Genomic DNA, 15,371 nt, shown 5'->3' on the forward strand with positions numbered 1-15,371 from the left:
CACTATGGAACATCTCGATCTCGGACCTTTCTCCCGCGCGTCCGGCACGGTGCGGCTGCCCGGCTCGAAGAGCATCTCGAACCGCGTGCTGCTGTTGGCGGCGCTGTCGAACGGCGAAACGTCGATCACCAATCTGCTCGATTCCGACGACACGCGCGTGATGATCGCCGCGCTGAAGAATCTCGGCATCGATGTGCGTGAGGAAGGCGAGCGTGTCGTCGTGAAAGGCACGGGCGGCGCGTTTCCGTCGAAATCGGCGGAACTGTTTTTGGGGAATGCGGGCACGGCGGTGCGTCCGCTGACGGCGGCGCTCGCGGTGAATGGCGGCGAGTATCGCGTGCACGGCGTGCCGCGTATGCACGAGCGACCGATCGGCGATCTGGTCGATGGGCTGCGCCAGATCGGCGCGAGCATCGACTATGAGTTGAACGATGGTTTTCCGCCGCTGAAGATTCATCCCGCGAAGATCGCGATCGATAAACCGATCCGCGTGCGCGGCGATGTGTCGAGCCAGTTTCTGACCGCGCTTTTGATGAGCCTGCCCGTGATCGAAGGCCGCAGCGCGCCGGTGACGGTCGAAGTCGAAGGTGAACTGATTTCCAAGCCGTATATCGACATCACCATTCGGCTGATGGAGCGCTTCGGCGTGACGGTCGAGCGCGATGGCTGGGCGAGCTTCACGGTGGCGCCGAACGCGCGTTACACGTCGCCTGGCGCGATCATGGTCGAAGGCGATGCGTCGTCGGCGTCGTATTTTCTGGCGGCGGGCGCGATCGGCCACGGGCCGGTGCGCGTGGAAGGCGTCGGGCGTTCGAGCATTCAGGGCGACGTCGGTTTCGCCGACGCGCTGAACCGAATGGGCGCGAACGTGATGATGGGCGAGGATTGGATCGAAGTGCGCGGCGTGGAGTCGGACGACGGGCGGCTTGCGCCCATCGACATGGATTTCAACCTGATTCCCGATGCCGCGATGACCATCGCCGTCGCGGCGCTGTTCGCCAGCGGCACGACCACGCTGCGCAATATCGCGAGCTGGCGCGTGAAGGAAACCGACCGCATCGCCGCAATGGCGACGGAATTGCGCAAGGTAGGCGCGACGGTGGAAGAGGGCGCGGACTATCTCGTCGTCACGCCGCCGCCGTCCCACAAGCTGACGCCGAACGCCGCCATCGACACCTACGACGATCACCGCATGGCGATGTGTTTCTCGCTGGTGAGCCTGGGCGGCGTGCCGGTGCGCATCAACGATCCGAAGTGCGTGAACAAGACGTTCCCCGACTACTTCGACCGGTTCGCCACGCTCGTGAGGGCCTGAACGTGAAACGCGATGCACTCGATCTCTTCAACGGCAATAAAGCGCCAGAACGCCCACAAGAAATGAAACCGACCCGACCTTTCGACCCCACACCTGTGATCACCATCGACGGGCCGACGGCATCGGGCAAGGGCACGGTCGCGGCGCTCGTCGCGGCAACGCTCGGCTTTCATTTGCTCGACAGTGGCGCGCTGTATCGGCTGGCGGCGCTGGCGAGCATCCGCTACAGCATCGAAACCGACGATGCTCCCGCGCTTGCAAAGCTGGTCGAAGCGCTCCATATCACCTTCCGCGAAGGCTGCGCACAGCTCGACGGGCTGGACGTATCGACCGAAATTCGCGCCGAGGAAGTGGGCAATCGCGCGTCAGCAATTGCAGTGCATTCGGAGGTGCGGCAGGCGCTCGTAGCCCGCCAGCGCGCGTTCCGCAAGCGTCCGGGCCTGATCGCGGACGGCCGCGACATGGGCACCGTGATCTTCCCCGATGCCACGCTGAAGGTGTTTCTGACCGCAAGCGTCGAGGCGCGTGCCGCCAGACGGCATAAGCAATTGATGCAAAAAGGCTTTTCTGCTAATATGGATGACTTGCTGCGCGATTTGCGCGAGCGCGACGCCCGGGACATGAACCGGGCCGCCGCACCGCTCAAGCCCGCAGCGGACGCGAAGACGCTGGACACCTCCGGTTTGTCGATCGATCAAACGGTCGAGCAGATCATCGGCTGGTACAGCGCCATTCGTGTGTAGTTGGCGTGTAGTTGTCGTAAGTAGCAAGAAGTAAGGTGCTCCGCCGGAAGCGGAGCGTGTGTTAAACCATTTAACCCCGTATGGCCGAGCGCATCGCCGGTCTCAATTCCGAGACCATCGCGCAAAAGCTGTGCAAATATCGATTTTTATGTCCGACCTGCAAACCTCCACCCCGAATACCGAATCCTTTGCGGCTCTGTTCGAAGAGTCGCTGACCAAGCAAGACATGCGCGCTGGCGAAGTGATCTCCGCTGAAGTCGTGCGCGTTGACCACAACTTCGTGGTCGTCAACGCTGGTCTCAAGTCCGAAGCCTATATTCCGCTCGAAGAGTTCCTGAACGACGCGGGTGAAGTGGAAGTGCAGGCGGGCGACTTCGTTTCCGTCGCGATCGACGCGCTGGAAAACGGCTATGGCGACACCATCCTGTCGCGCGACAAGGCGAAGCGTCTGGCTTCGTGGCTGTCGCTGGAAAAAGCACTCGACAACAACGAACTCGTGACCGGCACGATCACGGGCAAGGTCAAGGGCGGCATGACCGTCATGGTCAACGGCATCCGCGCGTTCCTGCCGGGTTCGCTGGTTGATACGCGTCCGGTCAAGGACACGACCCCGTACGAAGGCAAGACCCTCGAGTTCCGCGTCATCAAGCTCGACCGCAAGCGTAACAACGTCGTGCTGTCGCGCCGTGCCGTGATCGAAGCGACCCAAGGCGAAGAGCGCGCAAAGCTGCTGGAAACGCTGAAGGAAGGCGCGATTGTGGAAGGCGTGGTCAAGAACATCACCGACTACGGCGCGTTCGTGGACCTCGGCGGTATCGACGGCCTGCTGCACATCACCGACATCGCATGGCGTCGTGTGCGTCACCCGTCGGAAGTGCTGTCGGTTGGCCAGGAAGTCACCGCGAAGATCCTCAAGTTCGACCAAGAGAAGAACCGCGTTTCGCTCGGTATCAAGCAACTCGGCGACGATCCGTGGGAAGGCATCTCGCGTCGTTACCCGTCGGGCACGCGCCTGTTCGGTAAGGTCACCAACATCACCGACTACGGCGCATTCGTCGAAGTGGAATCGGGCATCGAAGGCCTGGTCCACGTGTCGGAAATGGACTGGACGAACAAGAACGTTGCACCGTCGAAGGTTGTGCAACTCGGTGACGAAGTCGAAGTCATGGTTCTCGAAATCGACGAAGACCGCCGCCGTATCTCGCTCGGCATGAAGCAATGCAAGCCGAATCCGTGGGATGACTTCAGCCGCAACTACAAGAAGGGCGACAAGCTGCAAGGCGCCATCAAGTCGATCACCGACTTCGGCGTGTTCATCGGTCTTCCTGGCGGTATCGACGGTCTGGTTCACCTGTCGGATCTGTCGTGGTCGGAAACCGGCGAAGAAGCCGTGCGCAAGTACAAGAAGGGCGACGAAGTCGAAGCCGTGGTTCTGGGCATCGACGTCGAGAAGGAACGCATCTCGCTGGGTATCAAGCAGCTCGAAGGCGACCCGTTCAACAACTTTGTCGCGATCAACGACAAGGGCGCGATCGTTGACGGTATCGTGAAGGCTGTGGACCCGAAGGGCGCGGTCGTTACGCTGTCCGGCGAAGTCGAAGGTTACCTGCGTGCTTCGGAAATCGCACAAGACCGCGTGGAAGATGCGCGCAATGTGCTGAAGGAAGGCGACAAGGTCAACGCGATGATCATCAACATCGATCGCAAGTCGCGTGGTATCAACCTGTCGATCAAGGCAAAGGATTCGGCTGAGCAACAGGAAGCGATTCGCGGCCTGCAAGCTTCGGACTCGAACGCCGCCGCGACCGGCACGACCAACCTCGGCGCGCTGCTCAAGGCCAAGCTCGACGGCCAGAACAGCTAAGCCCTACCGGCACGCTGCAGTATGACCAAAAGTGAATTGGTCGCCCAGTTGGCGTCGCGATTTCCGCAACTTGTTCTCAAAGATGCGGATTTCGCGGTGAAGACGATGCTCGATGCGATGTCGGAGGCTTTGGCCAACGGTCATCGTATCGAGATTCGCGGCTTCGGCAGCTTTGGGCTCAACCGTCGTCCGTCGCGCGTGGGGCGCAATCCCAAGTCGGGTGAGAAGGTGCTGGTGCCGGAGAAATTCGTGCCGCACTTCAAGCCGGGCAAGGAATTGCGCGAACGTGTCGATGGCCGCGCGGGCGAGCCGCTGAAGGCGTCGAATGACGACGATGCGGACGATCTCTGATCGGCGCGCATCCTGACTGAGATGTTTCAGTCCGCGGCGTCCGGCCACGAGGCAATCGACCAGAAAAGCACCCTGCGGGGTGCTTTTTTTATGCGCGGCGCTTTCGTACTCTTAAGCAAATGCGCTCGATGCAACAGGTGCAGCACTTGCTCCCTTTCAAGTCGGAGCGCGCTCAGGTGTGCCCTTCCAAACGCATCAATTACAATACCGGTCACTTTGACCTGAGCAAGCACGCTCTCGCGAGACCCTTCATGAAATTTATCGTCTGGCTGATCCGCGTTCTGGTTTTCGTTCTGTTGCTCGTGCTGGCGCTTGCCAACACGCAACCGGCGACGCTCAATTTCCTCGCGGGTTACGCGTGGTCCGCGCCGCTGATTCTGATCGGGCTGGCGTTCTTCGTCGTGGGCTTGCTGGCGGGACTTGTGTCCGCAGTCCCGGCGATGGTCCGCCTGCGCATGGAAAACGGCCGCCTGAAACGCGAGTTGCGCGTGGCGCGCGAGACGCCGGTGGTGAAGGAAGAACCGCCGATGCCGCCGCTCATCTGACGCTGTCTGCACCAAGGCGCGCGTCAACTGAAACGCGCCTGTATCGCTGCGAAAAAGCAGACACCTAACCGACTCAACGACTAATCGCATGGATCTAGACTTCTGGTGGCTGCTCGTCATTCCGATCGCGTTCGCGCTGGGCTGGATGACATCGCGCTATGACCTCAAAACGCTGCTGTCCGAGAACGCGAATCTGCCGCGATCGTATTTTCGCGGCCTCAATTTCCTGCTGAACGAACAGCACGACAAGGCGATCGATGCCTTTATCGAAGTCGCCAAGCTCGATCCCGAAACTATCGAACTGCACTTTGCGCTGGGCAATCTGTTCCGGCGGCGCGGCGAGACGGATCGCGCGATTCGCGTGCATCAAAATTTGTTGAGCCGCGCAGATTTGCCTGCCGCCGAACGCGATCACGCGCTGTATGAACTCGGGCAGGACTTTCTCAAAGCCGGGCTGCTGGATCGCGCCGAAGAAACCTTCCGTTCGCTCGATGCCGGTGAATATTCGCTCGGCGCGCAACGCGCGCTGCTGACCATTTACGAAATCGAAAAGGATTGGCCGAAGTCGATTACGACGGCCGAGCGCATCGAAAAGATGGGTGCGCCTTCGCTGCACATGGAGATCGCGCATTTTCATTGCGAACTCGCGCAGGAAGCCTTGCAGCGCAAGAATCCGGATGGCGCGCGCGAGGAATTGAAACTCGCGCTGGCATCGAATCCGGACAACGTGCGCGCAACCATCTTGTCGGGCGATGTCGAAGCCGCCGCTGGTAATTTGACGGGCGCGATCGAACACTGGAAGCGCGTGGAAGGGCAGAACGAGGCGTATCTGCCGCTTGTCGCCGAGAAGCTGATGAAGGCGTACAGCGCGCTCGGTCAGACCGAAGCGGGCGTCGATCTGCTGACCGATTACGCCACGCGCTATCCATCGAACGACTTGCTGGATGTGGCTTACAAGCACGTTCAGGAATTGCGCGGATTGGACGCCGCGCACACGCTCGCGCGCAAGCAGATGCAGGCCGCGCCGAATCTCGCCGGCATGACGCGTTTGCTCGAAGCGCAGGAAGCGACCGCCGATGAACCGCGTCGCGGCGAGCTGGAATTGATGCGTAATCTGGTGAAACAGCGCACCAAGAATCTGCCGCGCTACACATGTCAAACTTGCGGCTTCCGGGCGCGTCTATTCTATTGGCAATGCCCCGGCTGCAGCGGCTGGGAAACCTATGCGCCGCGCCGCGTCGAGCCGATCACCAGTTCGGCCTGATTCAGCCTTCGCCACCGCTACAGAAGAACTTCCTCCGATACACATATGAAAATCACCATCGTCGGCACCGGTTATGTCGGTCTTGTCACCGGCGCGTGTCTCGCCGAAATCGGCAATGACGTGTTTTGTGTGGATGTCGATCCGCGCAAGATCGAAATCCTCAACAACGGCGGCGTGCCGATCCACGAACCGGGCCTGCTGGAAATGCTCAATCGCGTGCGCGCGGCGGGCCGCATCCAGTTTTCGACCGACGTGAAGGCGAGCGTCGAGCATGGCGAGATTCAGTTCATCGCGGTCGGCACGCCGCCCGACGAAGACGGTTCCGCCGATCTGCAATACGTGCTCGCGGCGGCGCGCAATATCGGCAAGTATTCGAATGGCTTCAAGGTGATCGTCGATAAATCGACGGTGCCGGTGGGCACGGCGAGCCATGTCCGCAATGTGATCGAAGAAGAATTGAAGGCGCGCGGGCTGGAAAGCTCGGACAAGTATCGCTTCTCCGTGGTGTCGAATCCGGAGTTTCTGAAGGAAGGCGCGGCGGTGGATGATTTCATGCGCCCGGACCGCATCGTGATCGGTATCGACGACGATGCAGATGGCAACCGCGCGCGCGAGAAGATGAAGCGCCTCTACACGCCGTTCAACCGCAATCACGAACGCACGCTGTATATGGACGTGCGTTCCGCCGAGTTCACCAAGTACGCGGCCAACGCCATGCTGGCCACGCGCATTTCGTTCATGAACGACCTCTCCAATCTCGCCGATACAGTCGGCGCGGATATCGAAGCCGTGCGGCGGGGGATTGGCTCGGACCCGCGAATCGGGTATCACTTTCTGTATGCGGGCTGCGGTTATGGCGGCTCGTGCTTCCCGAAGGACGTGCAGGCATTGGTGCAGATGGCGCGTGAAAACGGCCATCAGTTGCGCATTCTGGAAGCCGTCGAAGCCGTCAACGACGATCAGAAAGAAGTGCTCGTCAACAAGATCGTGAAGCGCATGGGCGAAGACCTGCGCGGCCGCACGTTCGCGCTGTGGGGCCTCGCGTTCAAGCCGCAGACCGACGATATGCGCGAGGCATCGAGCCGTCGGATCGCGGCTGCTTTGCTGGCGCGCGGCGCAACCGTGCGCGCGTACGATCCGGTGTCGATGCAGGAAGCCGAGCGCGTCATCGCGCTGGACCTGGCGGATCGTCCGGAAGACATGAAGCGCCTGCATTTCGTGCAGACGCAAAAGGAAGCGCTGACGGGCGCGGATGCGCTCGTGATCGTGACCGAATGGAAGGAGTTCAAGAGCCCGGATTTCGGGCACTTGAAGAGCGAGCTGAAGATGCCGGTGATCTTCGACGGCCGCAATTTGTATGAACCGGAGGCGATGGCCGAACTCGGCATCGACTATTACGCAATAGGACGTCCCCATGTCGAACTCGACAGCAACCGCAACTGATCAGGCCGCTATTCCCGTCGTCCCGCTCGCGCGCATTTCCGCTGCGCGCGTGCTGGTTGTCGGCGATGTGATGCTCGATCGCTACTGGTTCGGCGATGTGAACCGTATCTCGCCCGAAGCGCCCGTTCCGGTGGTGCGCGTGCAGAAGAAGGAAGATCGCTTAGGCGGTGCGGCGAACGTGGCGCGCAATGCGGCGGCGATCGGCGCGCAGGCGGGTTTGCTGTGCGTGGTCGGGCACGATGAACCGGGCGAGCGTATCGTCGAATTGCTGGGCGAGAGCAAGGTCGCCGCGCATCTCGGCCGCGATCCCGATCTGCCGACCACCATCAAGCTGCGCGTGCTGTCGCGTCAGCAACAGTTGCTGCGAGTCGATTTCGAAGACGCGCCGAATCATGAAGTGCTGCTCGCGTGCCTCGCGCGCTTCACGGAACTGCTGCCGCAATACGACGTCATTCTGATGTCGGACTATGCGAAGGGCGGCCTCACGCACGTCACGCAGATGATCAGCGATGCAAAGCGCGCCGGCAAACCCGTGCTCGTCGATCCGAAGGGCGACGACTGGGCGCGGTATCGCGGCGCGACGCTGATTACGCCGAACCGCGCGGAGTTGCGCGAGGTGATCGGCCAGTGGAAATCGGAAGAAGATTTGCACGAGCGCGTGAAGAAGCTGCGCGAGGAACTGGATCTCAGCGCGCTGCTGCTGACGCGCTCCGAAGAAGGCATGACCCTGTTCACGGAGACACAAGTCGTACACACATCGGCGGAAGCACGTGAAGTGTATGATGTCTCGGGCGCGGGCGACACCGTGATCGCCACCGTCGCGACCATGCTGGGCGCGGGTGTGCCGCTGGTCGATTCGATCGTCTATGCGAACCGCGCGGCGGGTATCGTCGTCGGCAAGCTCGGCACGGCGACCGTCGACTACAACGAACTTTTCGCCTGACCTCCTACCTATGACCATTATCGTCACCGGCGCGGCCGGGTTCATCGGCAGCAATATCGTCAAGGCGCTCAACGATCGCGGCGAGCAACGCGTGATCGCCGTCGATAATCTGACGAAAGCCGACAAATTCAAGAATCTGGTCGATTGCGAGATCGACGATTACCTCGATAAAACCGAATTCGTCGAACGCTTCCGGCGCGGCGACTTCGGCAAAGTACGCGCGGTGTTTCACGAAGGCGCCTGCTCGGACACGATGGAAACCGACGGCCGCTACATGATGGACAACAACTTCCGCTACAGCCGCGAAGTGATGGACATCTGTCAGGCCAACGACGTGCAGTTTCTCTACGCATCGTCGGCAGCGACGTATGGTGGATCGAGCAAATTCGTTGAAGAGCGCGAGTACGAAAAGCCGCTGAACGTCTACGGCTATTCGAAGCTGCTGTTCGATCAGATCGTGCGTCAGGTGATGCCGAAGGCGAAGAGTCAGATCGTCGGATTTCGCTATTTCAATGTGTACGGGCAGCGTGAAACGCACAAGGGACGCATGGCGTCGGTCGCATTTCACAACTTCAATCAGTTCCGTTCGGATGGCAAAGTTAGGCTATTCGGCGAATACAACGGCTATGCCGCGGGCGAGCAGACGCGCGATTTCATCTCCGTCGAAGACGTGGTGAAGGTCAATCTCTTCTTCTTCGATCACCCGGAGAAGTCGGGAATTTTCAACCTCGGCACGGGGCGCGCGCAGCCGTTCAACGATATCGCATCGACGGTGGTGAATTCGCTGCGCGCCTTGAACGGCGAGGCTTCGCTGTCGTTGGCGGAACTCGTGCAGCGCGGTTTGATCGAGTACATTCCGTTCCCGGATGCGCTGCGCGGCAAGTATCAATGCTTCACGCAAGCGGACCAGTCGAAGCTGCGCGCGGCCGGTTATGACGCGCCGTTTTTGACGGTTCAAGAGGGCGTGGACCGCTACGTGCATTGGCTGTTCGGCCAGCTATAAACGTTTTCGAAGTCTCTCTACACTGGGTCTCACGGTCAGCGCTGGTGCTGGCCGGTTCTCTCGGAGACCTACGTATGTTCAAGCAAGCACTCTCATCGCTCGTCGCCTTCGCACTCGCGCTGTCGATCGGTTCCGCCTTCGCATCCGTCGATGTGAACACTGCCAATTCCGATGCGCTGCGCGGTATCAAGGGTATCGGTCCCGCCAAGGCAAAAGCCATTCTCGATGAACGTCAGGCGCACGGTCCGTACAAGGACGCGAGCGATCTCGGCACGCGCGTGAAGGGGCTGGGCGGCAAGACCGTGCAGCGTCTGGAGGCCGAAGGGCTGACTATCGGTACGAGCGGTTCCGCGCCGAAAACCGCTGTGGCAAATGGCGCGACCGCGACGCAAGTCTCCGCATCGGCATCGGCGAAACCTGTGGTCGTGAAGAAGTAGGCGACACACGGCGCGTGTCGTCGCATCGGTAAGCACATCCTCCTTCAGCCTTCGGATGGTTTTGGGCTCCCGCAGTCGGTTCCGCCTGCGGGTTTTTTGCGTTGCCGAATCCGGGCGATACAGCGCCCGCAGCACGCAATCCATCCGGCCAACAGGGACGCACGGGCGTCGCACGGATCGCTGGGCTACAATCGAGAAATCCTTATATCAAAATCACGCAGTCGAGCGCGTGCAACCCGAACTGGTTCCCATATGGCTTACATGACTATCGAAGACACGATCGGCAATACGCCGCTCGTGCAACTGGTCCGCGTCGTCGATGACGACATCCGCAGCCGCAACAACGTCGTGCTCGGCAAGCTCGAAGGCAATAATCCGGCGGGTTCGGTGAAGGACCGCCCGGCTTTGTCGATGATCCGCAAAGCCGAGGAACGCGGCCGCATCAAACCGGGCGATACGCTGATCGAAGCGACCAGCGGCAACACGGGTATCGCGTTGGCGATGGCTGCAGCGGTGCGCGGCTACAAGATGGTGCTGATCATGCCGGAAGATTTGTCGATCGAGCGCCGTCAGAGCATGGGCGCATACGGCGCGCAGATCGTGCTGACGCCGACGACTGGCGGCATGGAATACGCCCGCGATCTCGCCGAACAGATGCAGCGCGACGGCAAAGGCATCATCCTCGACCAGTTCGCCAATCCGGATAATCCGCTCGCGCACTACGAAACCACCGGCCCGGAGCTGTGGAAGCAGACCGATGGCCGCATCACGCATTTCGTCTCGTCGATGGGCACGACTGGCACGATCATGGGCGTGTCGCAGTATCTGAAGGAGCAGAGCGAGAAGATCGAGATTATTGGTGCGCAGCCGGAAGAGGGCTCGCGTATTCCGGGCATTCGCAAGTGGCCGGAAGAGTATCTGCCGAAGATCTTCGATCGCTCGCGGGTGGATCGCGTGGAGAACGTGAGTCAGGCCGCGTCGGAAGCGATGGCGCGCCGGCTGGCATCGGTCGAAGGGATTTTCGCGGGGATTTCGTCGGGCGGTGCGTGCGAAGTGGCGTTGCGCATCGCGCGTCAGGTAGAGAATGCGACGATCGTGTTTATCGTCTGCGATCGGGGTGATCGGTATCTCTCGACGGGTGTGTTTCCTGCCTGACGTTCCATGAAAAAACCCCGGCGTACCGGGGTTTCGTTCAAACCAATTTACTGCGCGCCGGACTGCATTTTTGCCTTGACCGCTTCGCCGAGCTGATACACCGCGAGCGCGTAAAAGAAGCTGCGGTTATAGCGCGTCAACGCGTAGAAGTTCTTCAGCCCGAGCGTGTACTGCGTGGACATGCCGGGCGTCGGCAGATCGACGACGGTGAGCGGCGTCGGCGCTTCGGCGTTGATGTTCAGACCCGGCTCGTTGAGCAGCATTCCCGCCTTGGTGAGTTGCGCCAGCGACCAATGCGGTTCCGGCGATCCATCCGCCGCCGCCTGCGCGATCCCCTGACTGCCTTCGTCACCCGCAATGCGCCACACTACCGGACGACCCGGCTCCCAGCCATTCTGCTTCAGATAATTCGCCACACTGCCGATGGCATCGGCCGGGCTGGCGCGCAGATCGATACGGCTATTGCCATCGAAATCCACCGCGTACTGCACGATGCTGCTCGGCAGAAACTGCGGAATGCCGATCGCGCCGGTGTACGAACCGAGCACCGTGGTCGGATCGATCTGGGAATCGCGCGTCCACACCAGCAGGTCTTCGAGATTCTTGCGGAACGTCGCCATACGCTCGACGCGATTCGGCGTGTTCGGATAATCGAAGGTGAGCGTGGTCAGCACATCGAGCGCGCGGAAGTTGCCCATGTACTTGCCGTAGATGGTCTCTACGCCAATGATCCCGACGATGATCTCAGGCGGCACGCCGAATTGCTCGCTCGCGCGTTGCAGCGTGGCCTGATTCGCGCGCCAGAATTTCACGCCCGCGTTGATGCGAATCGGTTCGATAAAGCGCGCCTGATACGCCTTCCAGTTCTTCGCCGACGGCGTGGGCGATGGCAGCACGAGTTTCACCGCAGTCGCCGAATAGCTGACGTTATTGAACAGCGCGTGCAGCGCGGCGGGATCGAAGTCGTAGCGCGCCACCATGTCGTTGATGAAGGCATCGACATTCGGGTTGTTCGCGTAACGCTGCGGGATGATTTCTTCTTCGAATTCTTGCCCTTGCGGCGTCGCGTTTTGCGGCTGCTGCGTCTGGGCGAAGGCGCCGTGACCGGCGTTCATGCCGAGTGCGCAGAGCAACGAAGCGATGCAGGCAAAGCGCGACGGCTTGAACGTGTTTCCGAACGGAGCAAACTGAAAAGTCATAGTGTGCGTGGTTTGGTGGCGATGAAAGGCGAGCGCGAAGTTCGCGTGTCACGCGCCTGTGAGTTGCGAATCTCTGCAATGATTCCCGACGCGATGCCACTGCCTGCAACGGCCCACGCGGCAAGCACAGGGCGTCATGAGCATCGCGGCAGTATAACCGACGGTATGTGAACGATTGGGGCCGAAAGGCGCTTCACGTCGGATCATTCGATGGTTCGGGCCGTATCGAACGGTGTGGTAACTTAACGGCAAACATGCGGCCTGTGGTCGCGTATGACGAAAAAACACGAGACGAGAGCCGACGAAAGCGGCATAGCGAGACAACATGGCCACCGGCTTTTACTCCCATCCCGAATGCCTTCAGCACGACAACGGGCAATACCATCCCGAATGTCCGGCGCGATTGCAGGCGATCGAAGATCAACTGATCGCAAGCGGAATCGACGGATTTATCGAACATGAAGAAGCGCCGCTGGCGGAAGAAAGCGAGCTGGCGCGTGTGCACACGCAGGCGCATATCGATTACATCAAGAGCCGCACGCCCGAGTCGGGCCGCAGCGAACTCGACCCGGATACGTCGATGTGTCCCGCGTCGTATCGCGCGGCGTTGCGAGCGGCGGGCGCAGCGATTGCCGCCACCGATGCGGTGATCGAAGGCCGCCACGAGAACGCGTTTTGCAGCGTGCGCCCGCCTGGCCATCACGCCGAACCCGCGCGCGCGATGGGCTTCTGCCTGTTCAATAACGTGGCGATTGCCGCGCGTCATGCGCTCGAAGTGCATGGCTTGCAGCGCGTCGCTATCGTCGATTTCGATGTGCATCACGGTAATGGCACCGAAGCCGCCTTCACCGGCGACTCGCGCGTGCTGATGTGCAGCTTCTTCCAGCATCCGTTTTATCCGTTCAGCGGCGCGGACAATCACGCATCGAATATGGTGAATGTGCCGCTGCCCGCGCGCACGAAGGGCATGCAAGTGCGCGAGATCGTCGATCTGATGTGGCTGCCGCGACTCGAAGCGTTCAAGCCGCAGATGATCTTCGTCTCCGCTGGTTTCGATGCGCATCGTGAAGACGATATGGCGAATATGGGACTCGTCGAGGACGATTACGCGTGGATCACGGAGCAGATTCGCGGTATCGCCAAACGGCACGCGCAGGGGCGCATCGTGAGTTGTCTGGAAGGCGGTTACAACTTGTCGGCGTTGGGACGAAGCGTGGTCGCGCATTTGCGCGCGCTGGCAGAAATCTGAATCTAAATATCCCAATGCAATAAGTCGATCGAAAATCATTATTAAAGGAAATGAAGCCCGTCCTGTAAAATCGCGGTCTACACGCAACACAACACCAGAAACAACACCTAGAAGCGGCGGCCGGCAGCGCGAGGGAGACCCACGCGCAGCCTCCGCCGTTTGTATTTTCATGATCGGAAGATGATCGACATACGCAATCTCTCGCAGCGTTTCGCCGGCCCGCGCGGCTGGGTCGAAGCGCTGCACAACGTCAATCTGGCGATTCCCGCCGGCGAAGTGTTCGGCATCATCGGTCGAAGCGGTGCGGGCAAGAGCACGCTGGTGCGCACCATCAATCTGCTGACGCGTCCAAGCGAAGGCAGTGTCGTCGTCGAAGGGCGCGATCTCACCACGCTCGGCAAGAACGATTTGCGCGCCGCGCGCCGCGATATCGGCATGATCTTTCAGCACTTCAATTTGCTGAGTTCGCGCACGGTGTTCGGCAATGTCGCGCTGCCGCTGGAACTTGCCGGCATGAAGCGCGCGGAGATCGAAGCGACGGTGTTGCCGCTGCTGGAACTCGTCGGACTCACGCAGCACAAGGACAAATATCCTGCGCAGATCAGCGGCGGGCAGAAGCAGCGCGTGGGTATCGCGCGGGCGCTGGCGAGCAAGCCGAAAGTGCTGCTCTCCGATGAAGCCACCTCCGCGCTCGATCCCGAAACCACGCGCGCAATTCTCGATTTGCTGCGCAAGATCAATCGCGAACTCGGTCTGACGATCGTGCTCATCACGCATCAGATGGAGGTGATCAAGCAGGTGTGCGACCGCGTCGCCGTGCTCGATGCGGGCCGCGTGGTCGAAGAAGGCAAAGTGGTCGATGTCTTCATGCAGCCGCATCACGAAGTCACGCGCGCGCTGATCGGCGATGTCATCGCGCATGAGTTGCCGCCCGCGCTGAAGGCGCGCGTGGCCGAGCGATTGAAGACCGGCAGCGGGCATTTGCTGCGACTCGCGTTCACCGGTTCCGGCGTCGATCAGCCGATTCTCTCGGAAACCATCCGCCGCTACGAACTCGATTTCAATATCCTGCACGGCCAGATCGATGAGATCCAGGGCCAGGCGTTCGGCTCGCTCGCGGTGCTCGCGGGCGGTCAGCCGGTGAAGGTCGCCGAAGCGATCGCTTATCTGCGCTCACAAGGCGTGGTCGTTGAGGAGTTGTCTCATGTTGAGTGAAATGTTCGACATGTTTGTCCAGTCGTTCTGGGAAACGCTGATCATGGTCGGCATCTCGGGGCTGATCGGCGCGGCGCTGGGTTTGCCGCTTGGCGTGTTGCTGTATCTGACCGATCGCGATGGCGTATTGCAGAACATCGCGGTGAATCGCGTGGTCGGCGGTATCGTCAATGCGGTGCGTTCCACGCCGTTCATCATTTTGCTGGTCGCGGTGATTCCGTTCACGCGGCTCGTGGTCGGATCGTCGATCGGGACGGCGGCGGCCGTCGTGCCGCTGACGATTGCGGCGGCGCCGTTTATCGCGCGTCTGGTGGAAACGGCGCTGCGTGAAGTGGATCGCGGTCTGATCGAAGCCGCGCAGGCGACGGGCGCGACCACGCGACAGATCGTGTTCAAAGTGCTGCTGCCGGAATCGCTGCCGGGCGTGGTCGCCGGATTGACCATCACCTTCGTCTCGCTCGTCGGCTATTCGGCGATGGCGGGCGCAATCGGCGGCGGCGGTCTCGGCGATCTCGGCATCCGCTATGGTTACCAACGCTTTCTGCCTGAAGTGATGCTGACCGTGGTCATCATCCTGATCGTTTTCGTGCAACTCGTGCAATCGTTCGGCGACTGGCTCGTTCGTCGACTCAGCCATAAATAACC

At 60.7% G+C, this 15,371-nt stretch carries 15 protein-coding genes; 14 read left to right on the forward strand and 1 reads right to left on the reverse strand.

Going from position 1 to position 15,371, the window contains the following annotated elements; translation table 11 throughout:
- Positions 1–4 precede the first annotated feature (4 nt).
- The 11 genes from aroA (at position 5) to cysM (ending at position 11,063) form a co-directional block, all read left to right on the forward strand.
- The gene (gene aroA, locus P7F28_RS08305) at positions 5–1,315 is read left to right on the forward strand and encodes a 3-phosphoshikimate 1-carboxyvinyltransferase (RefSeq protein ID WP_277184031.1); all 1,311 of its coding nucleotides are present in this window, start codon (positions 5–7) and stop codon (positions 1,313–1,315) included.
- 62 nt (positions 1,316–1,377) lie between these two features.
- The gene (cmk, locus tag P7F28_RS08310) at positions 1,378–2,058 is read left to right on the forward strand and encodes a (d)CMP kinase (protein ID WP_277184032.1); all 681 of its coding nucleotides are present in this window, start codon (positions 1,378–1,380) and stop codon (positions 2,056–2,058) included.
- Between the two features lie 130 nt (positions 2,059–2,188).
- Positions 2,189–3,922: a 30S ribosomal protein S1 gene (gene rpsA, locus P7F28_RS08315; RefSeq protein WP_277184033.1), complete on the forward strand. Its 1,734-nt coding sequence runs from the start codon at positions 2,189–2,191 to the stop codon at positions 3,920–3,922.
- Between the two features lie 21 nt (positions 3,923–3,943).
- Positions 3,944–4,273 (forward strand): integration host factor subunit beta, encoded by a 330-nt coding sequence (locus P7F28_RS08320; RefSeq protein ID WP_008342376.1) that lies wholly within the window; start codon positions 3,944–3,946, stop codon positions 4,271–4,273.
- A gap of 251 nt (positions 4,274–4,524) precedes the next feature.
- Positions 4,525–4,818: a lipopolysaccharide assembly LapA domain-containing protein gene (locus P7F28_RS08325; protein WP_277184034.1), complete on the forward strand. Its 294-nt coding sequence runs from the start codon at positions 4,525–4,527 to the stop codon at positions 4,816–4,818.
- 88 nt (positions 4,819–4,906) lie between these two features.
- Positions 4,907–6,082: a lipopolysaccharide assembly protein LapB gene (lapB, locus tag P7F28_RS08330; RefSeq protein WP_277184035.1), complete on the forward strand. Its 1,176-nt coding sequence runs from the start codon at positions 4,907–4,909 to the stop codon at positions 6,080–6,082.
- 45 nt (positions 6,083–6,127) lie between these two features.
- A complete protein-coding gene (locus P7F28_RS08335; protein WP_277184036.1) occupies positions 6,128–7,525 on the forward strand; it encodes a UDP-glucose/GDP-mannose dehydrogenase family protein in 1,398 nt (465 codons plus the stop codon).
- A complete protein-coding gene (gene rfaE1 / locus P7F28_RS08340; protein WP_277184037.1) occupies positions 7,497–8,468 on the forward strand; it encodes a D-glycero-beta-D-manno-heptose-7-phosphate kinase in 972 nt (323 codons plus the stop codon). The genes P7F28_RS08335 and rfaE1 overlap by 29 nt, the downstream gene beginning before the upstream one ends.
- A 10-nt stretch (positions 8,469–8,478) precedes the next feature.
- Positions 8,479–9,471 carry an ADP-glyceromanno-heptose 6-epimerase gene (rfaD, locus tag P7F28_RS08345; protein ID WP_277184038.1) on the forward strand — a complete coding sequence of 331 codons (993 nt, stop codon included), beginning with the start codon at positions 8,479–8,481 and terminating at the stop codon, positions 9,469–9,471.
- Positions 9,472–9,545: 74 nt separating this feature from the next.
- A complete protein-coding gene (locus P7F28_RS08350) occupies positions 9,546–9,908 on the forward strand; it encodes a helix-hairpin-helix domain-containing protein (protein WP_277184039.1) in 363 nt (120 codons plus the stop codon).
- Positions 9,909–10,160: 252 nt separating this feature from the next.
- Positions 10,161–11,063, forward strand: a complete 903-nt coding sequence (cysM, locus tag P7F28_RS08355; protein ID WP_277184040.1) for a cysteine synthase CysM — start codon at positions 10,161–10,163, stop codon at positions 11,061–11,063.
- 47 nt (positions 11,064–11,110) lie between these two features.
- Here the strand turns inward: cysM and mltB are convergent, their stop codons facing one another.
- Positions 11,111–12,178: a lytic murein transglycosylase B gene (gene mltB, locus P7F28_RS08360; protein WP_277184134.1), complete on the reverse strand. Its 1,068-nt coding sequence runs from the start codon at positions 12,176–12,178 to the stop codon at positions 11,111–11,113.
- A 409-nt stretch (positions 12,179–12,587) separates the two neighbouring features.
- Here mltB and P7F28_RS08365 point away from each other — a divergent pair, with 409 nt between their 5' ends.
- From P7F28_RS08365 to P7F28_RS08375, 3 genes are all read left to right on the forward strand, one after another.
- On the forward strand, positions 12,588–13,511 hold the full coding sequence (locus P7F28_RS08365) for a histone deacetylase family protein (protein WP_277184041.1): 924 nt from the start codon (positions 12,588–12,590) through the stop codon (positions 13,509–13,511).
- 180 nt (positions 13,512–13,691) lie between these two features.
- Positions 13,692–14,726: a methionine ABC transporter ATP-binding protein gene (locus P7F28_RS08370; RefSeq protein WP_277184042.1), complete on the forward strand. Its 1,035-nt coding sequence runs from the start codon at positions 13,692–13,694 to the stop codon at positions 14,724–14,726.
- Positions 14,716–15,369 carry a methionine ABC transporter permease gene (locus tag P7F28_RS08375; RefSeq protein ID WP_277184043.1) on the forward strand — a complete coding sequence of 218 codons (654 nt, stop codon included), beginning with the start codon at positions 14,716–14,718 and terminating at the stop codon, positions 15,367–15,369. Before P7F28_RS08370 ends, P7F28_RS08375 begins: the two co-directional genes overlap by 11 nt.
- The last annotated feature ends 2 nt before the right edge of the window (positions 15,370–15,371 follow it).

The sequence above is a fragment of the Caballeronia sp. BR00000012568055 genome, from assembly GCF_029439455.1.
GTDB lineage: Bacteria > Pseudomonadota > Gammaproteobacteria > Burkholderiales > Burkholderiaceae > Caballeronia.